This is a genomic window from Pseudomonas sp. S30_BP2TU TE3576 (genome assembly GCF_050436025.1).
Taxonomy (GTDB): domain Bacteria; phylum Pseudomonadota; class Gammaproteobacteria; order Pseudomonadales; family Pseudomonadaceae; genus Aquipseudomonas.
Genome location: NZ_JBNDLK010000001.1, coordinates 902,541 through 923,030 on the forward strand (window position 1 = coordinate 902,541; position 20,490 = coordinate 923,030).

Annotated in this window: 18 protein-coding genes; 13 read left to right on the forward strand and 5 right to left on the reverse strand. The window is 58.9% G+C overall.

Annotated elements, in window-relative coordinates; all coding sequences use genetic code 11:
• Positions 1 to 134: 134 nt before the first annotated feature.
• Both lolA and ABIA48_RS04070 read right to left on the reverse strand, forming a co-directional pair.
• On the reverse strand, positions 135 to 758 hold the full coding sequence (lolA, locus tag ABIA48_RS04065) for an outer membrane lipoprotein chaperone LolA (protein WP_223461587.1): 624 nt from the start codon (positions 756 to 758) through the stop codon (positions 135 to 137).
• Positions 759 to 824: 66 nt separating this feature from the next.
• Positions 825 to 3,236: a DNA translocase FtsK gene (locus ABIA48_RS04070; protein ID WP_429487160.1), complete on the reverse strand. Its 2,412-nt coding sequence runs from the start codon at positions 3,234 to 3,236 to the stop codon at positions 825 to 827.
• Between the two features lie 305 nt (positions 3,237 to 3,541).
• Between ABIA48_RS04070 and trxB the strand changes: the two genes are divergently transcribed.
• The 4 genes from trxB (at position 3,542) to infA (ending at position 6,339) form a co-directional block, all read left to right on the forward strand.
• Positions 3,542 to 4,501, forward strand: coding sequence for a thioredoxin-disulfide reductase (gene trxB / locus ABIA48_RS04075; RefSeq protein WP_429487161.1), 960 nt, complete (start codon positions 3,542 to 3,544; stop codon positions 4,499 to 4,501).
• Positions 4,502 to 4,563: 62 nt separating this feature from the next.
• Positions 4,564 to 5,244 carry a leucyl/phenylalanyl-tRNA--protein transferase gene (gene aat, locus ABIA48_RS04080; protein ID WP_310059943.1) on the forward strand — a complete coding sequence of 227 codons (681 nt, stop codon included), beginning with the start codon at positions 4,564 to 4,566 and terminating at the stop codon, positions 5,242 to 5,244.
• A 57-nt stretch (positions 5,245 to 5,301) separates the two neighbouring features.
• Positions 5,302 to 6,009: an arginyltransferase gene (locus ABIA48_RS04085; protein ID WP_429487162.1), complete on the forward strand. Its 708-nt coding sequence runs from the start codon at positions 5,302 to 5,304 to the stop codon at positions 6,007 to 6,009.
• Between the two features lie 111 nt (positions 6,010 to 6,120).
• Complete coding sequence (infA, locus tag ABIA48_RS04090; RefSeq protein WP_002553999.1) at positions 6,121 to 6,339, forward strand: translation initiation factor IF-1; 219 nt, start codon at positions 6,121 to 6,123, stop codon at positions 6,337 to 6,339.
• 206 nt (positions 6,340 to 6,545) lie between these two features.
• Here the strand turns inward: infA and clpA are convergent, their stop codons facing one another.
• Both clpA and clpS read right to left on the reverse strand, forming a co-directional pair.
• The gene (clpA, locus tag ABIA48_RS04095) at positions 6,546 to 8,816 is read right to left on the reverse strand and encodes an ATP-dependent Clp protease ATP-binding subunit ClpA (protein ID WP_429487163.1); all 2,271 of its coding nucleotides are present in this window, start codon (positions 8,814 to 8,816) and stop codon (positions 6,546 to 6,548) included.
• A 30-nt stretch (positions 8,817 to 8,846) separates the two neighbouring features.
• The gene (gene clpS, locus ABIA48_RS04100) at positions 8,847 to 9,209 is read right to left on the reverse strand and encodes an ATP-dependent Clp protease adapter ClpS (protein ID WP_015094394.1); all 363 of its coding nucleotides are present in this window, start codon (positions 9,207 to 9,209) and stop codon (positions 8,847 to 8,849) included.
• A 223-nt stretch (positions 9,210 to 9,432) separates the two neighbouring features.
• Between clpS and cspD the strand changes: the two genes are divergently transcribed.
• On the forward strand, positions 9,433 to 9,687 hold the full coding sequence (cspD, locus tag ABIA48_RS04105; protein WP_429487164.1) for a cold shock domain-containing protein CspD: 255 nt from the start codon (positions 9,433 to 9,435) through the stop codon (positions 9,685 to 9,687).
• A gap of 80 nt (positions 9,688 to 9,767) precedes the next feature.
• Here the strand turns inward: cspD and icd are convergent, their stop codons facing one another.
• On the reverse strand, positions 9,768 to 11,024 hold the full coding sequence (icd, locus tag ABIA48_RS04110; protein ID WP_429487165.1) for an NADP-dependent isocitrate dehydrogenase: 1,257 nt from the start codon (positions 11,022 to 11,024) through the stop codon (positions 9,768 to 9,770).
• Positions 11,025 to 11,517: 493 nt separating this feature from the next.
• Between icd and ABIA48_RS04115 the strand changes: the two genes are divergently transcribed.
• The 8 genes from ABIA48_RS04115 (at position 11,518) to ABIA48_RS04150 (ending at position 20,370) form a co-directional block, all read left to right on the forward strand.
• On the forward strand, positions 11,518 to 13,743 hold the full coding sequence (locus ABIA48_RS04115; RefSeq protein ID WP_429487166.1) for an NADP-dependent isocitrate dehydrogenase: 2,226 nt from the start codon (positions 11,518 to 11,520) through the stop codon (positions 13,741 to 13,743).
• Positions 13,744 to 13,927: 184 nt separating this feature from the next.
• Positions 13,928 to 14,374, forward strand: coding sequence for an NUDIX hydrolase (locus ABIA48_RS04120; RefSeq protein WP_429487167.1), 447 nt, complete (start codon positions 13,928 to 13,930; stop codon positions 14,372 to 14,374).
• Between the two features lie 59 nt (positions 14,375 to 14,433).
• Entirely contained in the window at positions 14,434 to 15,567 is a 1,134-nt protein-coding gene (gene mnmA / locus ABIA48_RS04125) for a tRNA 2-thiouridine(34) synthase MnmA (RefSeq protein ID WP_007981279.1), read from the forward strand.
• Positions 15,564 to 16,187, forward strand: a complete 624-nt coding sequence (hflD, locus tag ABIA48_RS04130) for a high frequency lysogenization protein HflD (RefSeq protein WP_429487168.1) — start codon at positions 15,564 to 15,566, stop codon at positions 16,185 to 16,187. Before mnmA ends, hflD begins: the two co-directional genes overlap by 4 nt.
• Positions 16,188 to 16,311: 124 nt before the next feature.
• Positions 16,312 to 17,682 carry an adenylosuccinate lyase gene (gene purB / locus ABIA48_RS04135; protein WP_007981277.1) on the forward strand — a complete coding sequence of 457 codons (1,371 nt, stop codon included), beginning with the start codon at positions 16,312 to 16,314 and terminating at the stop codon, positions 17,680 to 17,682.
• Positions 17,683 to 17,768: 86 nt separating this feature from the next.
• Complete coding sequence (locus tag ABIA48_RS04140) at positions 17,769 to 18,938, forward strand: JmjC domain-containing protein (protein WP_429487169.1); 1,170 nt, start codon at positions 17,769 to 17,771, stop codon at positions 18,936 to 18,938.
• Positions 18,931 to 19,356, forward strand: coding sequence for a GNAT family N-acetyltransferase (locus ABIA48_RS04145; protein WP_033063012.1), 426 nt, complete (start codon positions 18,931 to 18,933; stop codon positions 19,354 to 19,356). The genes ABIA48_RS04140 and ABIA48_RS04145 overlap by 8 nt, the downstream gene beginning before the upstream one ends.
• A gap of 252 nt (positions 19,357 to 19,608) precedes the next feature.
• Entirely contained in the window at positions 19,609 to 20,370 is a 762-nt protein-coding gene (locus tag ABIA48_RS04150; protein WP_429487170.1) for a secretin N-terminal domain-containing protein, read from the forward strand.
• The last annotated feature ends 120 nt before the right edge of the window (positions 20,371 to 20,490 follow it).

A 20,490-nucleotide genomic window follows, 5' to 3' on the forward strand; every position in this document is an offset into this window, starting at 1 on the left:
ATGCCACACCGTCCAGAGATTGGACAAAGATCCCGTGGGAGCGGGCTTGCTCGCGAAGAGGCCGTGTCAGTCGACATTTTGATTGAATGACACATCGCCTTCGCGAGCAAGCCCGCTCCCACAGGTCCGGCGTTTTACTCTTGAATCACATCCGCACCCTTGGGGATGTCGAACTTGAATTTGGACGCCGGGATCGGCTCGTTGGCCTTCACCCCGGTGAACAGGATATTGGTGCGCTGACCAACGCTGTCGATCAGTTGCATGTCGTTAACCAGACCATTGCGGAACGACAGGCGCAGGCTGTCGAACAGCGTGTCCTTGGTCTTCGGCTTGAGGGTGAAGTCGATCACGCCGCCGGCTTCCTTGGCGCTGATATCGAAGCTCTGGCTGATCTTGGACACGTCACCGGACAGCAGCAAGGCCGGCGTCTGGGTCAGGCGCTGGTCGAGCTTCTTGATGGTCGCCTGTTCCAGGTCCGGGTCCCACAGGGTGACTTTCTTGCCATCGGAGATCATGGTCTGCTCGGCCGGCGCATCGGTGTGCCAGTAGAACAGGCCCGGACGCTGCAGGGACATCTCGCCGGCAGTTTCCTGCAACTGGGTGCCGGTGCCATCAAGGGTCAGTTGCGAGAACCGTGCGGTCAGGGTCTGGGATTTTTCCAGCAGTTGGGTCAGGCGCGCCACGTCCTTGTCATCGGCGTGAGCCGAGAGCGTGGTCAAAGCCAGTACCGGCAGCAACAGCATGCGGATCAGACGCATGGGAGTCCTCATAACATTCGTGGGAGTGCGGGCGGCGCCAAAAGACGCCGCCCTTTCATACTTGGGTCAGTCGCGCACCGGGCCCGGGGCCAGGACTTCACGCGAACCGTTGGTGTTCATGGACGTCACGACCCCGGCCATTTCCATGGCTTCGATCATGCGCGCGGCGCGGTTATAGCCGATTTTCAACTTGCGCTGAACGGCGGAAATGGAGGCGCGACGGCTTTCCAGGACAAACTGCACTGCTTCGTCGTACAGCGCGTCGGCCTCGGGATCGTCGCCATCGCCGCCACCGCTGCTGCTTTCAAAGCCACTGCCCGCCTCTTCGACACCGTTGAGAATGTCGTCGTTGTATTCCGGCGCGCCACGCAGTTTCCAGGCTTCCACTACGCGGTGAACCTCATCGTCGGACACGAAGGCACCGTGAACACGAATTGGCAGACTGGTGCCCGGCGGCATGTACAGCATGTCACCGTGGCCCAGCAATTGCTCGGCACCGCCCTGGTCGATGATGGTCCGGGAGTCGATCTTGCTCGATACCTGGAACGCCATGCGGGTCGGGATGTTGGCCTTGATCAGGCCGGTGATCACGTCCACCGACGGACGCTGGGTCGCGAGGATCAAGTGGATACCCGCCGCACGCGCTTTCTGCGCAATACGGGCGATCAGCTCTTCAACTTTCTTGCCGACGATCATCATCATGTCGGCGAATTCGTCGACCACCACCACGATGGTCGGCAGCTTTTGCAGGAGCGGCGCTTCGTCGTGGATGCTTTCGCGCTTGTACAGCGGATCGCTCAACGGCTCGCCGGCGTCCTGGGCTTCCTTGACCTTGGCGTTGAAGCCCGACAGGTTCCGTACGCCCATCTTCGCCATCAGCTTGTAGCGTCGCTCCATCTCGGCAACGCTCCAGCGCAAGGCATTGGCGGCGTCCTTCATGTCGGTGACCACCGGGCACAACAGGTGCGGAATGCCTTCGTAGATCGACAGTTCAAGCATTTTCGGGTCGATCATGATCAGCTTGGCGTCTTCCGGGCCGGACTTGAACAGGATCGACAGGATCATCGCGTTCACACCCACCGACTTACCGGAACCGGTGGTACCGGCCACCAGCAGGTGCGGCATTTTCGCCAGGTCGGTGATGACCGGCTTGCCGCCGATGTCATGGCCCAGGGCCAGGGTCACCGGCGACTTGAAGTTGTCGTACTCGGGGGTCGACAGCACTTCGGAGAAGCGCACGATCTGCCGGTCTTCGTTGGGGATCTCGATACCGACCGTGGTCTTGCCCGGAATCACTTCCACCACGCGCACGCTGGTCACGGCCAGGGAACGGGCCAGGTCTTTGGCCAGGTTGGAGATGCGGCTGACTTTTACCCCGGCAGCCGGCTGGATTTCGTAACGGGTAATCACCGGGCCCGGGTGAATCGAATCCACCGCGACTTCAACGCCGAATTCCTTGAGCTTGATTTCCAGCAAGTGGCCAACCGCAGCCAGGGATTCAGGCGAGTAATTGAGCTGTTTCTTTTCCGCCGGATCAAGAATCGAGATCGGCGGCAAGGTACCTTCCACGGCGCTGTCGACGAACAGCGGCGCCTGTTTCTCTTTTTCGACGCGTTTGCTCGGTGCGACAGGCTTTGGCGGCGCGGGCGCAATCACTGGCGGCACCTGCTTCTCGCGCTCGGACATGTGCTTGCTCAGGGCTTGCTCACGCTCGATCAGGCGCTCCTTGACCTTGGCCTGCTCGCGCTTGTCGGTAACGGTCGGCGCGACCACTTCATCCATACGGTCGTCGACCTCACGCAACTGGGCAACCAGTTGTTTGCGCTCGGTACGGGCCGCCCACCAGCGATTGGCCGCCCCCTGGAACAGTTCGAACAGGTCGAGGGTGATCTTGCCGGTGATGTCCATCACCTTGAACCACGACAGGTCGGTAAACACGGTCAGGCCGAACAGGAACAACGCAATGAACAGCAGCGTGCTGCCCTGGATATTCAGGGCATTCCTGGCCAGGTCGCCAAGGCTTTCGCCCAGCGCACCGCCCGCACCGGCCGGCAGACCGGTCGCGGCATGAAAATGAATATGGGCCAGCGCAGCGCCGGACAGCACCAGGAATACCAGGCCGATCAAGCGCCAGGAGAACAGCCAACCGCTCCACTGCCACGGTTCGTGACGCTGACGGAATATCTGGTAAGCCTTGATCGCCAGCAGCAACGGGAAGATGTAGGCGAAGTAACCCAGCACCATGAACAGGATATCGGCGCTGTAGGAGCCCGCGGGCCCGCCGAAGTTCTGCACATCGTCGATCTTGCTGTTATGACTCCAGCCCGGATCATCCTTGCCATAGGTCAACAAGGCCATCATCAGGAACAGGCACAAGGCACCGATGGCGATCAGCGCACCTTCCTTGAGTCGGTAGTGCAAGTGCTGGCGCCAGAGCGGAACGACGGCTGGTTTAGGTGCTGCGGTGGATTTCTTCAAAACGCTTCTTTTCCTGCGCCATGGGCGCGTCCATCTGGTGAATGTCTATAAAAACTGCCAAAAACTGCTCAATCCAGGCAGGTAAAAAAGTTAACACACGTAACCGGGACTACTTTTAACACTGCACCTCGGTCTTTATAAACACGGCGCGCACTGAGTATATGTAACACGCAAGGCATTGTACGGGTTTGTACGCCCGACGCCATGCTTGAGCCCCTTGGGTGTAGCATAGTCAACAGCACATGACATGCTGTTCAATTTGAGCATGCATTCTCTTTTGTGACAAAGGCTTATGAGGTGTTTTTATGAGCGAAGCGAAGCATTCCCGCCTGATTATCCTGGGCTCCGGTCCTGCCGGTTACAGCGCAGCCGTTTATGCCGCCCGCGCCAACCTCAAGCCCGTTGTCATTACCGGCATACAGGCAGGTGGCCAGCTCACCACCACCGTCGAAGTCGATAACTGGCCAGGCGACGTCGAAGGCCTGACCGGACCGGTCCTGATGGACCGCATGCAAAAACACGCCGAGCGCTTTGCCACCGAGATCGTTTACGACCACATCCATACTGCCAAGTTGCAACAACGGCCGTTCGAGCTGATCGGCGATGGCGGAACCTACACCTGCGACGCACTGATCATTGCCACCGGCGCGAGCGCGCAATACCTGGGCCTGCCGTCGGAAGAGTCATTTGCCGGCAAAGGGGTTTCGGCCTGCGCGACCTGTGACGGATTCTTTTATCGCAACCAGGTGGTTGCGGTGATCGGCGGCGGTAACACGGCGGTCGAAGAAGCATTGTATCTGTCGAACATCGCCAAAGAAGTGCACCTGGTCCATCGGCGCGACAAGCTACGCTCGGAGAAAATCCTCCAGGACAAACTCTTCGAAAAAGCCGCCAACGGCAATATCCGCCTGCATTGGAACCAGAATCTGGACGAAGTGCTCGGCGATGCCAGTGGCGTGACCGGTGCCCGCCTGCGAGACAGCCGAACGGGTGAAACCAAAGAGCTGCCGCTGGCCGGCGTATTTATCGCCATCGGCCACAAACCCAACACCGACCTGTTCATCGGGCAACTGGAAATGCGCGACGGGTACCTGCTGGTCAAGGGCGGCAGCGAAGGCGATGCTACCGCCACGGCGATTGCAGGCGTGTTTGCCGCCGGCGACGTGGCCGATCATGTTTATCGCCAGGCCGTTACGTCTGCCGGGGCCGGTTGCATGGCGGCACTGGACGCCGAAAAATACCTCGACGACATTCCTGTCGTTTGAAGGCAAACTTTACGACGGGTCAACACCCGCCACCGCCCTCCCCTTCTGCAAGCCCGGACGCCATGCTGACTTGGTTACAACGCAACTCCCTGACCTTTCCACCGCTGGAAAAGGCCATGCGCGACCCCAACGGGTTGCTGGCTGCCGGTGGTGACCTGTCCGCTGATCGGTTGATCAACGCCTATCGCCACGGGTGTTTTCCATGGTTTTCCGAGGGCCAGCCGATCCTCTGGTGGTCTCCGGACCCGCGCACGGTTTTGTTTCCCGACGAATTGCACGTCTCGCGCAGCCTGAACAAACTGCTGCGTCAGCAACGCTATCAAGTGACCTTCGATGAGGACTTCGCCGCCGTCATCCGCGCCTGTGCGGCTCCCCGGGATCACGCCGACGGCACCTGGATCACCGACGCGATGCAGGACGCCTACATTGAGCTGCACCGGCGTGGTCACGCCCACTCGGTGGAAGTGTGGGACAACAACGAATTGGTCGGCGGATTGTATGGCTTGGCGATGGGCCAGCTGTTTTTCGGCGAATCCATGTTCAGCCGCGCTGACAACGCCTCGAAATTCGGCTTTGCGACACTGGTTCGACATCTGAAAGACTCAGGTTTTGTGCTGATCGATTGCCAGATGCCCACCGATCACCTGCACAGCCTGGGAGCGCGGGCAATTCCTCGCCGCGACTTTGCCAATTACCTTGCGCAGTATCTGGACCAGCCCAGCAGCGCCAATTGGGTTTGCTGAGCGACATTTGCGCGCGTGGCTTACACTTATTCAAAAGCATTATCCCGAGGGTTGATCATGACCGAGTTGGCGCGTTTGAAGTTCTATGCCACTCAGCCCCACTCTTGCAGTTATCTGCCCGAGGAGCAGGCCACGACCCTGTTCCTCGACCCTAGCCAGCCCATGGATGTGCATGTCTATGCAGACCTGTCAGAGATGGGTTTTCGTCGCAGTGGCGATCATCTCTACCGGCCGCACTGCCAGAATTGCAATGCGTGTGTTCCGGCGCGCATTCCTGTAGTGCAATTCACCCCCAACCGTCAGCAGAAGCGCATCTTCAAGCGCAATGCCGACTTGCAGGTACGCCCCGCCAAGCCGGGTTTCAACGAAGAGTATTTCGATCTTTATCAGCGTTATATCGAACAACGCCATGCCGACGGCGACATGTACCCGCCCAGCCGCGATCAGTTTTCCACGTTCCTGGTGCGCGACCTGCCGTTTTCCCGGTTCTACGAATTCCGTCTCGACGGCCGTTTGCTGGCGATCGCCGTCACCGATCTTCTGCCGAACGGTCTGTCGGCGGTGTACACCTTCTATGATCCCGCTGAAGAGCGTCGCAGCCTGGGACGCTACGCCATCCTCTGGCAGATCGCCGAAGCCCGGCGCCTGGGGCTGGATGCGGTCTATCTGGGTTACTGGATCAAAAACTGCAAAAAAATGAACTACAAGACCCAGTATCGCCCCATTGAACTGCTGGTTAACCAGCGCTGGGTCGTCCTGAACTAGAGCGCACCCTAAACCCCTTGGCTTGAACCCCACTTTTCGGGCACAATGCACGCCGCTTTTGCCTGGCGCAGTTGCACCGGGCCATTCACTGGACACCGAGGGCTTTACTGCATGTCGAAAGAAGACAGCTTCGAAATGGAAGGCACTGTCGTCGACACCCTGCCCAACACCATGTTTCGCGTGGAGTTGGAAAATGGGCACGTCGTAACCGCGCACATCTCCGGCAAGATGCGCAAGAACTACATCCGTATTCTTACCGGCGACAAAGTGCGCGTCGAGCTGACGCCCTATGACTTGAGCAAAGGGCGCATCACTTACCGCGCTCGCTAATCAAGTCAATACAAGACGCCCGGCTTATGCCGGGCGTTTTTGTTTGTGTGGGAGCGGGCTTGCTCGCGAATGCGGTGTGACAATCGACATCTTCTTCTCTGACCCACCGCTTTCGCGAGCAAGCCCGCTCCCACATTTGAATTGCGTACGACCGAGACAGCAAAAAGGCGCCTTTTGGCGCCTTTTTGCTTTATCGCGATAGAACGTCAGGCCATCTCGGCCGTGGTCTCGAACTCGAAGGTCAGCTCCCCGTCCTTGATGTCGATGTGCACCACACCGCCATGTTCGGCCAGTTCGCCAAAGAGAATCTCCTCAGCCAGCGGACGCTTGATCTTGTCCTGGATCAGGCGAGCCATTGGGCGAGCCCCCATTGCCGCGTCGTAACCACCTTCGGCCAGCCAGTTGCGGGCCGCATCGGTAACCTCCAGCAACACCCGCTTGTCTTCCAGTTGCGCCTGAAGTTCGGTAAGGAACTTGTCCACCACGCTCTTGATGACCTCATGGCTGAGGCGACCAAACTGGATAATGGTGTCCAGACGGTTGCGGAATTCCGGCGTGAAGCTCTTCTTGATCACTTCCATCGCATCGGACGAGTGATCCTGATAGGTGAAACCGATCGAAGCGCGAGCTGCGGTCTCGGCACCGGCGTTGGTCGTCATGATGACGATTACGTTACGGAAATCCGCCTTGCGCCCGTTGTTATCGGTCAACGTACCGTGATCCATGACCTGCAGCAGCAGGTTGAAGACTTCCGGATGCGCTTTCTCGATTTCATCGAGCAACAACACGCAGTGTGGCTGCTTGGTGATGGCTTCGGTGAGCAGACCGCCCTGATCGAACCCGACATAACCCGGAGGCGCACCGATCAGACGCGATACGGTGTGGCGCTCCATGTACTCGGACATGTCGAAGCGAATCAGCTCGACGCCCAACGCCTTGGCCAACTGACGTGCCGCCTCGGTTTTACCGACACCGGTAGGCCCTGCGAACAGGAACGAACCAACAGGCTTGTCAGGGGATTTGAGCCCGGCACGGGACAGCTTGATCGCGGTGGCCAGCGAGTCGATCGCGGCATCCTGACCGAACACGGTCAACTTCAGGTCACGCTCAAGGTTACGCAACAGCTCCTTGTCGGAACTGGTGACGTGTTTAGGCGGAATCCGCGCGATTTTCGCGACGATGTCCTCGACCTGAGGCACTTCGATGCGTTTAACGCGCATTTCGATCGGCTGCAGGCGCTGATAGGCACCCGCCTCGTCGATCACATCGATCGCCTTGTCCGGCATGTGCCGATCATTGATATAGCGCGAAGCCAGTTCGGCGGCGGCGCGCAGGGCTTCATCACTGTATTCGATATTGTGATGGCTTTCGAAACGCCCCTTCAGGCCGCGCAAAATGCCAATGGTATCTTCCACCGAAGGTTCCGACACATCGACCTTCTGGAAACGCCGGGCCAAGGCACGGTCCTTCTCGAAGATGCCACGGAACTCCTGGAAGGTGGTCGAACCGATGCAACGGATATCACCGGACGACAGCAGCGGCTTGAGCAGGTTCGAGGCATCCATGACGCCACCGGACGCGGCACCCGCACCAATGATGGTGTGGATCTCGTCGATGAACAGGATCGCCTGCGGACGCTTTTTCAGTTCATTGAGCAACGCCTTGAAGCGCTTCTCGAAATCGCCACGGTATTTGGTACCGGCCAGCAAGGCCCCCAGATCAAGGGAGTAAACCACGCTGCTGGCCAGCAGATCTGGCACCTGGTTGTCGACAATGCGCTTGGCCAGGCCTTCGGCAATCGCGGTTTTACCCACGCCTGCCTCGCCCACCAGCAGCGGGTTGTTTTTGCGACGACGCGCCAGGATCTGCGCGACACGCTCGACTTCCAGCTCACGACCTACCAACGGATCAATACGACCCTGGCGCGCCAGCTCATTGAGATTGCTGGCATAAGCATCCAGGGGATTGCCTGAGGAAGAAGACTCACCGCCCTCGTCGTCCTGCATATCTTGCTCACCTTCAGAGTGATCGCCATGCCCCGGCACCTTGGAAATGCCATGGGCGATGTAGTTGACGACATCTATACGGGCAACGCTCTGCTGTTTCAGCAGGAACACTGCCTGACTCTCTTGCTCACTGAAGATCGCGACCAGCACGTTGGCACCAGTCACTTCGCGTTTGCCCGAGCTCTGTACGTGAAACACAGCACGCTGCAGTACACGCTGGAAGCCCAGGGTTGGCTGGGTTTCGCGATCCTCGTCATGAACAGGGATCAATGGCGTGGTGGAGTCGATGAACTCCTGCAGGTCATGCTTGAGTTTGTCGAGGTTTGCGCCGCATGCACGCAAAACGGTGGCGGCAGCCTCATTGTCCAATAGGGCCAGCAAGAGGTGTTCGACGGTCATGAACTCATGACGCTTCGAACGGGCCTCCTTGAAGGCAAGATTGAGGGTGACTTCGAGCTCGCGGTTTAACATAGCTTCACCTCATACCCAAGTGGTCGGCGATTAACCGTCCTTCTCGATTTCACAGAGTAGCGGATGCTGGCTTTCCCTGGCGTACTGGTTGACCTGCATGGCCTTGGTCTCGGCGATGTCGCGGGTAAACACTCCACATACTGCCCGCCCTTCTGTATGGACGGCCAGCATGACCTTGGTCGCCAGCTCGCGATTCAGGTTAAAAAACACCTCGAGCACTTCGACGACGAAATCCATCGGTGTGTAGTCATCGTTGAACAAAACCACCTTGTACATCGGCGGCGCCTGTAATGCAGGCTTTGCCTCCTGAACAGCAATGCCTGCGGAATCGTCGTCGTGTAAATCAGGGCGATCCTGATTGAATGTTAGTCGAATCTGGCTGATTGCATGCATGGAAAGAAAGGTTCGTCAGTTGTTCAAATACAGTGGTGGGGGCGGCTATCAGCGTTTTCAACTCCGACTGCCCGGTCAGCTTGACTATCGGCAAAACGGTGTTACAACCAATAGAGCCCACAGTGGGTAAAAAAGGTCCGCGGAGTCAATCTTATTTACAGATTCGACTGCGGATGTACTGGATGATACTCCAGTGATGGAGTCTGTTGCAGAGGGAGTTGGTATGGCTGTCGGCAAGGTCAAATGGTTCAACAATGCCAAGGGTTACGGTTTCATCAACGAGGAAGGCAAGACAGAAGATCTGTTTGCCCACTACTCGGCCATTAAAATGGATGGTTATAAAACCCTGAAAGCCGGGCAATCTGTCGTATTCGATATCATCCAGGGCCCCAAAGGCCTGCACGCGGTCAACATCAGCAACCCGGTGGACACCTCGAAAATCACGACACAGACACCTGAACAGACCGTTTCGGTTTAACACCGCCGCGTCATCCAGTCATAAAAAAACCGCCTGACTCAACTTCTTGAATCAGGCGGTTTTCATGTGCCGGCGTATTCTTACATGTGCGAGATCAGCGCATCACCGAAGCCGGAAGACGAAACCAGCTTCGCACCCTCCATCAGACGCTCGAAGTCATAGGTCACGGTCTTGGCGGAAATCGCGCCGTTGGTGCCCTTGATGATCAGGTCGGCCGCTTCGGTCCAGCCCATGTGGCGCAGCATCATTTCGGCGGAAAGGATCAGCGAACCCGGGTTGACCTGGTCCTTGCCGGCGTACTTCGGTGCAGTACCGTGGGTAGCTTCGAACATGGCCACGGTGTCGGACAGGTTGGCCCCTGGCGCGATACCGATACCGCCCACCTCTGCCGCCAGGGCGTCAGAGAGGTAGTCGCCGTTCAGGTTCAGGGTTGCAATCACGTCGTACTCGGCCGGGCGCAGCAGGATCTGCTGGAGCATGGCGTCGGCGATGGCGTCCTTGACGATGACGTTCTTGCCGGTTTTCGGGTTCTTGAACTGCATCCACGGACCGCCATCAAGCAGGGTCGCGCCGAACTCTTGCGCCGCCACTTCGTAGGCCCATTCCTTGAAGGCACCCTCGGTGAACTTCATGATGTTGCCTTTGTGCACGATGGTCAGCGAATCGCGATCGTTGTCGACCACATATTGCAGGGCCTTGCGCGCCAGACGCTTGGTGCCTTGCAGGGACACCGGCTTGACGCCGATACCGCAGTTCTCGTCGAAACGGATCTTGGTAACGCCCATTTCTTCCTTGAGGAACTTGATGACCTTGGTGGCTTCCGGCGTGCCAGCCTTCCACTCGATGCCGGCGTAGATGTCTTCGGAGTTCTCACGGAAGATGGTCATGTCGACATCGCCTGGCTTCTTGACCGGGCTAGGCACGCCTTCGAACCAGCGCACCGGACGCAGGCAGACGTACAGGTCGAGTTGCTGACGCAGGGCCACGTTCAGGGAACGGATGCCGCCACCGACCGGGGTGGTCAGCGGGCCCTTGATGGAAACCACGTAATCCTTGACCGCGTCCAGGGTTTCCTGAGGCAGCCAGGTGTCCTGATCGTAAACCTGAGTCGCTTTCTCCCCGGCGTACACTTCCATCCAGGAAATCTTGCGCTCGCCACCGTAGGCCTTCTTAACAGCAGCATCGACAACCTTGATCATGACCGGACTGATGTCGACACCAATGCCGTCGCCTTCGATGAAGGGGATGATCGGGTTATTAGGAACGTTGAGAGAATGGTCTGCATTGACGGTGATTTTGTCGCCGACGGCTGGAACCTGAATCTTCTTGTAACCCATGCTGAACTCCATTGATTGGATTGAACATCTGGCTTGGTTCGAGCGTAACCCAGTTGAATCGGCGCGCAAACCCTATGTTCTATCCATATGCCGCAAAGCCGTACAACCAGCGGCCTACAAGCCTGAAAGCAAAGGGAAAAACGCCAAACTCAAGCACGACGAATGACCTTACGCCCTCCTCGCCCCTGCGACCTTTAGACCAATGGACGACATTCGTTGCGTATGAACCATCGGCAGATTGCCAGCTACCTATGTATAATGCCGCCGCTGACTAAAGGGTCACGCCAGGTTGGACAGCTCTACGACGAGCATTTCCGCCAGTTGGGCCGATCTGTTACCGCAGCCCGGCTACTTGACACCCTACTGATGCACCCAACATCACAGCAACGAAACCTCGATATTCGGCTCATGGATGACTTTGAACGAACGCGCTTACCCGGCGCCCTCGAGTTTCTGCGCACGCTTTAGCAAAGAAGAGAGAGTTAATCCGAATATGCCCACCCGCTCGAAGATCATCTATACCTTCACCGACGAAGCTCCTGCCCTCGCCACCTATTCACTGTTGCCTATCGTAGAGGCGTTCACCGCCTCGGCTGATATCGCCGTTGAAACCCGCGATATCTCTCTTGCAGGGCGCATCCTGGCCAGCTTCCCCGAGCAACTGGGTGACAAAGCCGTAGCCGACCACCTCGCCGAACTGGGCGCCCTGGCCGTTACGCCTGAAGCCAACATCATCAAGCTGCCGAACATCAGCGCCTCGGTTCCACAACTGCAAGCCGCGATCAAAGAGCTGCAAGCCCAGGGCTACAACCTGCCGGACTACCCGGAAACCGTGACCTGCGACGCCGACAAAGAAGCCAAGGCGCGCTACGACAAGATCAAGGGCAGCGCCGTAAACCCGGTTCTGCGCGAAGGCAACTCCGACCGCCGCGCTCCGCTGTCGGTCAAGAACTATGCGCGCAAGCACCCGCACAAAATGGGCGCCTGGGCCAAGGACTCCAAGTCCCACGTCGCGCACATGAGCACCGGCGATTTCTACGGCAGCGAAAAAGCCGCCCTGATCGACGCCGCTGACGCCGTGAAAATCGAACTGATCGCTCAAGACGGCACCACCACCGTCCTGAAAGAAAAGACCAGCGTACAAGCCGGCGAGATCCTCGATTGCGCGGTCATGAGCAAAAACGCCCTGCGCAGCTTCATCGCCGCCGAAATCGAAGACGCCAAGGCACAAGGCGTGCTGCTGTCGGTTCACTTGAAAGCCACCATGATGAAGGTCTCCGACCCGATCATGTTCGGCCAGATCGTTGCCGAGTTCTATAAAGACGCACTGGCCAAACACGCTGACGTGCTGACACAGATCGGCTTCAACCTGAACAACGGCATCGGCGACCTGTACGCTCGCATCAAGGCATTGCCTGCCGAGCAGCAAGCCCTGATCGAAGCTGACATGCAGGCGGTCTACGCCGCTCGCCCTTCCCTGGCGATGGTCAACTCCGACAAAGGCATCACCAACCTGCACGTGCCGAGCGACGTTATCGTCGACGCCTCGATGCCGGCCATGATCCGTGACTCCGGCAAGATGTGGGGTACCGACGGCCAGCTGCACGACACCAAGGCCGTGATCCCGGATCGCTGCTACGCGACCATCTACCAGGCAGTGATCGAAGACTGCAAGGCCAACGGCGCATTCGATCCGACCACCATGGGCAGCGTGCCAAACGTTGGCCTGATGGCGAAGAAAGCCGAAGAGTACGGCTCCCACGACAAGACTTTCCAGATCAAGGCTGACGGCGTTGTTCGCGTCACCGACAGCAAGGGCAACCTGCTGCTGGAGCAGTCGGTTGAAGCCGGCGACATCTTCCGCATGTGCCAGACCAAAGACGCGCCGATCCAGGACTGGGTCAAACTGGCCGTCAACCGTGCTCGCGCCAGCGGCACCCCGGCGATTTTCTGGCTGGACCCAATGCGTGCCCACGATGGCGTGGTGATCGAGAAAGTTCAGGCCTACCTGAAGAATCACAACACTGCCGGCCTGGACATCCAGATCATGTCGCCGGTCGACGCGATGAAGTACACCCTGCAGCGCACCCGCGAAGGTAAAGACACCATCTCGGTGACCGGCAACGTACTGCGCGACTACCTGACCGACCTGTTCCCGATCATGGAACTGGGCACCAGCGCCAAGATGCTGTCGATCGTGCCGCTGATGAACGGTGGCGGGCTGTTCGAAACCGGCGCCGGCGGTTCGGCTCCGAAGCACGTTCAGCAGTTGCTGGAAGAGAACTTCCTGCGCTGGGATTCGCTGGGTGAATTCCTGGCCCTGGCCGCGTCCCTGGAACACCTGGGCGTGACCTACAACAATCCAAAGGCGCTGGTTCTGGCCAAGACCCTGGACCAGGCCACCGGCCAGTTCCTGGACAACAACAAGTCGCCATCGCGCAAAGTCGGCAACATCGACAACCGCGGCAGCCACTTCTACCTGGCGCTGTACTGGGCTCAAGCCCTGGCAGCCCAGACCGAAGACACTGCACTGCAAGCGCAGTTCGCGACCCTGGCCAAGACCCTGACCGAGAACGAGGCGACCATCGTTGCCGAACTCAACGCTGTCCAGGGCAAGCCAGTGGACATCGGCGGTTACTACCACGCCGACGCCGAGCTGATCAGCAAGGCCATGCGCCCGAGCGCAACCTTCAACGCGGCTGTCGCTGCGCTGGTTTAAGGTTGTAAGGAAGCACCACAAACCCCGGCCCAGCGCCGGGGTTTGTGTTTGTGGCCCGATCCAATGTGGGAGCGGGCTTGCTCGCGAAAGCGGTTTATCATTCAACACCTTCATTGACTGACTCACCGCTTTCGCGAGCAAGCCCGCTCCCACAGGGACAGCATTTCAACTTCGAGGAGATCTCATGGACTGGAAACCCCACATCACCGTCGCCACCATCGTCGAAGACAACGGCCGCTTCCTGATGGTCGAAGAACTCAAGCACGGTCGCGTGGTGCTCAACCAGCCCGCCGGCCATCTCGATCCGGACGAAACCCTGACCGAAGCCGCTATCCGCGAAACCCTAGAAGAAACCGGCTGGGACATCGAACCGACCGGTGTACTGGGCATTTACCTCTACACAGCCCCGAGCAACGGCGTGACCTACCAGCGGGTCTGCTTCATCGCCAAACCGCTGAAACACCACGCGGACTATCAACTGGACGACGGCATCGTCGGCGCCAAGTGGTTGACCCGCGAGGAATTAATCGAACAACGCGACAACTGGCGCAGCGAGCTGATTATCCGCTGTATCGATGACTATCTGGCAGGCTTTCACTTCAGCCTTGAATTGATCCGTCCTTCTCTTTAGCCATGCAGGCTCCAGCCTGTTAGAATCGCGTCCTTTTTCAAGACACTCATTGAATCCCTATGCGTGATCCAGCCCCTTCTGACACACAAAAGAAGCGCGTCATTGTCGGCATGTCCGGCGGCGTGGACTCTTCCGTTTCCGCCCTCCTGCTGATCGAGCAGGGCTATGAGGTGGAAGGCCTGTTCATGAAGAACTGGGAAGAAGACGATGGAACGGAGTACTGCACCGCCATGGATGACCTGGCGGATGCCCAGGCCGTGTGCGACAAGATCGGTATCAAGCTGCACACCGCCAACTTCGCCGCCGAGTACTGGGACAACGTGTTCGAACATTTCCTGGCCGAATACAAGGCCGGACGCACGCCGAACCCGGACATCCTGTGCAACCGCGAAATCAAGTTCAAGGCGTTCCTCGACTACGCCATGATGCTCGGCGCCGATCTGATCGCCACCGGTCACTACGTGCGTCGCCGTGACATCGATGGCCGCACCGAACTGCTCAAGGGCCTGGACCCGAACAAGGACCAGAGCTACTTCCTGCATGCCGTCGGTGGCGAACAGATCGCCAAGACCCTGTTCCCGGTCGGCGAACTGGAAAAGCCGCAAGTACGTGCCATCGCCGAAAAATACGAGCTGGCGACCGCGAAGAAAAAGGATTCCACCGGGATCTGCTTTATCGGCGAGCGCCGTTTCAGCGATTTCCTCAAACAGTACCTGCCGGCGCAACCGGGCGAGATCAAGACCACCGAAGGCGAAATCATCGGCCGTCATCACGGCCTGATGTATCACACCATCGGCCAGCGCCAGGGCCTTGGCATCGGCGGGCTGAAAGATGCCGGTGACGAGCCGTGGTACGTGCTGATCAAGGACCTGGAGCACAACGAGCTGATCGTCGGCCAGGGCAATGACCACCCATGGCTGTTCTCCCGCGCCCTGCTCGCTTCCGATATCTACTGGGTCAACCCGATCGATCTCAGCCAGCCACGCAAGCTGACCGCCAAGGTTCGTTATCGCCAGAGCGACCAGCCCTGCACCCTGGAAAAAACCGCCACGGGTTATCGCGCAACCTTCGATGACCCGCAACGCGCGGTCACTCCGGGTCAGTCCGTGGTGTTCTATGACGGCGAAATCTGCCTCGGTGGTGGCGTGATCGAAATAGCGGAACCATGGACGAGCAAGGGCCAGGCCCTATGAACCCAATTCAGGAGCAACTGACAGCACTGGGCGGCGTATTTCTCGCCGCGGTGCTGGTGGACAGGATTGCCAAAACCGGCCAGACCAACGAAGCCGGCCTGACCTGCATGCTCGGCAGCCTGCTGATCCGCGACCCCAAGGACACCCTGGAAGTCTACGGTGGCGACGACATCAACCTGCGCGAAGGCTATCGCGCACTGATCGGTGCCCTCGAACGCGATCCGAGCGCCCTGCAACGCGAACCGCTGCGTTACGCCCTGGCCATGCTCGGCCTTGAGCGCCAACTGGCCAAGCGCAAGGAAATGCTCGACGCGATCGGCAAACGCCTGCCGCAGATTCAGTCCCAGGTCGAGCACTTCGGCCCGGCTCACGAAAACGTGATCGCTGCCTGCGGCGCGCTGTATCAGGACACCCTGAGCACCCTGCGCCAGCGCATTCAGGTGCACGGCGACATGCGCAACCTGCAACAACCGAGCAACGCCTCGAAAATTCGCGCCCTGCTGCTGGCCGGCATCCGTTCGGCCCGCCTGTGGCGGCAATTGGGCGGTCATCGCTGGCAGCTGGTGATCAGCCGCCGCAAATTGCTGAAAGAGCTTTACCCGTTGATGCGTAACGAATAACTCGCATCAGCAAACCTTTACACCGTGTTACGCGTAATACGCCGGTCAGTTGGCGACGGACCGGCGGATTTTTTCATGTATGATACGCGCCCCATTTCGTTGCCCGACTGTCCGAGAACACCCCATGCAGCTCTCTTCGCTCACTGCGGTTTCCCCTGTTGACGGCCGCTACGCCGGCAAAACCCAGGCCCTGCGCCCAATTTTCAGCGAGTACGGCCTGATCCGTGCCCGCGTTCTGGTTGAAGTGCGCTGGCTCCAGCGCCTGGCCGCTCACCCTGCCATCAGCGAAGTACCGGCGTTCTCTGCCGAAGCCAACGCTGTGCTCAACACCCTGGCGGAAAACTTCTCTCTGGAGCACGCCGAGCGCGTCAAAGAGATCGAGCGCACCACCAACCACGATGTCAAAGCCATCGAATACCTGCTCAAAGAGCAAGCGGCCAAGCTGCCGGAACTGGCCAAGGTCAGCGAATTCATCCACTTTGCCTGCACCAGCGAGGACATCAACAACCTGTCCCACGCCCTGATGCTGCGTGAAGGCCGTGATGACGTGATGCTGCCGCTGATGCGCCAGACCGCCAACGCCATCCGTGAACTGGCCATCCGTTTCGCCGACGTGCCGATGCTGTCGCGCACCCACGGTCAACCGGCCTCGCCGACCACCCTGGGCAAAGAACTGGCGAACGTGGTTTACCGTCTGGAGCGCCAGATCGCTCAAGTCGCCGCCGTTCCGCTGCTAGGCAAGATCAACGGCGCTGTCGGCAACTACAACGCTCACCTGTCGGCCTACCCCGAGATCGACTGGGAAGCCAACGCCCGCGCCTTCATCGAAGACGAGCTGGGCCTTGGCTTCAACCCGTACACCACGCAAATCGAACCGCACGACTACATCGCCGAGCTGTTCGACGCAATCGCTCGCTTCAACACCATCCTGATCGACTTCGACCGCGACATCTGGGGCTACATCTCCCTGGGTTATTTCAAACAGCGCACCATCGCTGGCGAAATCGGCTCGTCGACCATGCCACACAAGGTCAACCCGATCGACTTCGAGAACTCCGAAGGCAACCTGGGCATCGCCAACGCACTGTTCCAGCACCTGGCGAGCAAGCTGCCAATCTCCCGCTGGCAGCGCGACCTGACCGACTCCACCGTACTGCGCAACCTCGGTGTCGGCTTCGCCCACAGCGTGATCGCGTACGAAGCCAGCCTCAAGGGCATCAGCAAACTGGAGCTCAACGAGCAGAAGATTGCCGCCGACCTGGACGCCTGCTGGGAAGTATTGGCCGAGCCGATCCAGACCGTGATGCGCCGCTACAACATCGAAAACCCGTACGAAAAATTGAAAGAACTGACCCGCGGCAAGGGCATCAGCCCTGAAGCGTTGCAGACTTTCATCGACGGCCTGGACATGCCAGCCGCCGCCAAGGCCGAGCTGAAATTGCTTACCCCGGCGAACTACATCGGCAACGCTGTAGAGCAAGCCAGACGCATCTGATCGATCGCTAGACCCTTTTAAGACGCCCGGCCGCGCCGGGCGTTTTTATTCCCGTCTGAAAAGTGCATTTTTTCAATAGGTTACACATGAATCCTGATACTCCTCTTCAACTTCTGGGCGGCATCACGGCACGGGAATTCCTGCGCGACTACTGGCAGAAAAAACCACTGCTGATCCGTCAGGCGATTCCTGATTTCGAAAGCCCGATCGACGCCGACGAACTGGCCGGCCTGGCACTGGAAGAAGAAGTCGAATCGCGCCTGATCATCGAGAATGGCGAACGCCCATGGGAATTGCGTCGCGGACCGTTCGCCGAAGACGAATTCAGCAAGCTGCCGGAACGCGAATGGACCCTGCTGGTGCAAGCCGTGGATCAATTCGTGCCGGAAGTCAGCGAACTGCTGGAAAACTTCCGCTTTCTGCCGAGCTGGCGCATCGACGACGTGATGATCAGCTACGCAGCCCCGGGTGGCAGCGTCGGTCCGCACTTCGACAACTACGATGTGTTCCTGCTGCAAGGCCACGGCAAGCGCAACTGGAAAATCGGCCAGATGTGCAACTCCGAAAGCCCGATGCTGACCCACGCTGACCTGCGCATCCTCTCCGAATTCGAAGCGACCGACGAGTGGGTGCTGGAACCGGGCGACATGCTCTACCTGCCACCGCGCCTGGCCCATTGCGGCGTCGCCGTCGATGAATGCATGACCTACTCGGTCGGCTTCCGCGCACCAAGCGCCGCTGAAGTGCTGACCCACTTCACTGACTTCCTCAGCCAGTTCCTGTCGGACGAAGAACGCTACACCGACGCCGACGCCTTGCCGACAGCCGATCCTCACCAGATCCAGCGCGACGCACTCGACCGTTTGAAACTCCTTCTGGCCGAGCACATGAGCGACGAGCGCCTGCTGCTGACCTGGTTCGGCCAGTTCATGACCGAGCCACGCTACCCGGAACTGGTGGTTGGCCCGGAAGACGTCGCAGAAGACGACGTCATGAACGAACTGGAGCAAGGCGCGATCCTGATTCGCAACCCGAGCGCACGCCTGGCCTGGTCCGAAGTCGATGACGACCTGCTGCTGTTCGCCAGCGGCCAGAGCCGCTATCTGCCGGGCAAACTGCGCGAATTGCTGAAGATGATCTGCGCCGCCGACGCGCTGCACGCCGACAACCTGGGCGAATGGTTGAGCGATGAAGACGGCCGCGGCTTGCTGTGCGAACTGGTCAAGCAAGGAAGCCTGGGGTTTGCCGATGAATAAGATTCACGTACGTGTCGCAGACTGGCAAAAGGATAACGCCGAGATCCGGCGCATTCGTGAAACGGTGTTTGTCGCCGAGCAGTGCGTTCCACCCGAGCTGGAATGGGATGCCGACGATGCAACCGCCGTGCATTTCCTCGCGTTCGAAGGCGATTTTCCGATTGGCACCGCCCGCCTGCTGCCTGACGGTCACATCGGCCGGGTGTCGGTGCTCAAGGACTGGCGCGGTCTGAAGGTCGGCGATGCGCTGATGCAGGCGGTGATTGGCGAAGCCGAAGAGCGCGGATTGAAGCAGCAGATGCTCAGCGCTCAGGTACAGGCCACGGCGTTCTATGAGCGCCTGGGCTTTCACATGGTCAGTGAGGAGTTCCTGGAAGCCGGGATTCCGCATGTGGACATGGTTCGTCATTCGGCCTGATACCTTGTGGCGAGGGGGCTTGCCCCCGTTTGAGTGCGCAGCACTCACAAAATCATGAAGTCAGTTGAATTTTGGGGCCGCTTCGCAGCCCAACGGGGGCAAGCCCCCTCGCCACAAAAGCTGCATGCAAACACCACAAAACGCCCTGACATCACACGATGCCGGGGCGTTTTGCTGTCTAGCATTCAACTAGCGCCACTCCAGGCCGACAAACTGGCAATATCAAGCCTTTAGAACGCGGAGATAACGGATATGTCCCTACGCACCCTGCTCAGCACCTTGCTGGTGGCCTGCAGTTTTTCGGTCATGGCAGCCACCGAAATCGTGCCCCTGAACTACCACACCAGTGCCGACCTGTTGCCGGTAGCACAGGACTTCATCGGCAAGGAGGGACAAGTCAGCGCCTATGGCAATCAACTGATCGTCAACGCCGATCAGCGCAAGATCGACGAACTTAAAGCCCTTATTTCGCAACTCGATACGGCACCCAAGCGCCTGCTGATCACCGTCGACACCAGTGACAACAACTTCCAGGGCGACCAGGGTTACTCGGTGAACGGCGCCAAGCCAAGCCAGACCCGCATCGTCAACTACAGCACCGACAGTCGTGACGGCGGCATCCAGCAAGTGCAAGCCAGCGAAGGCGCACCGGCGCTGATCCAGGTCGGCCAGAGCGTACCGATCACCAGCAGCCAGAACGACGCCTATGGCGGTTACAGCAGCCAGACTGAGTACCGCAATGTCACCCAGGGTTTCTACGTCACGGCAAACGTCACCGGCGACATCGTTCACCTGTCGATCAGTACCAACCGTGACCGCATGAGCCAGGAACGTCCCGATGTAGTGAACGTACAAAGTACCGACACAACCGTCACCGGCCACCTCGGTGAGTGGATCCTGCTGGCCGGGGTCAATGGCCAGACCCAGGCCGACAAACAGGGCCAGACCCGCAGCTACTCAACCCAGAGCCGCAACGACATGACTTTGCGGGTGAAAGTCGACACCTTGGACTAAACCACCAAAAACTGACTGGCGAGTCGTATTAGACCAAAGATGTAGTGCCTTAAAAAAAGCACTACAAAACGTTTGACGAGCCAAAAAAGCGAAGGCATGATGACCTCGCTCCCGCTAATC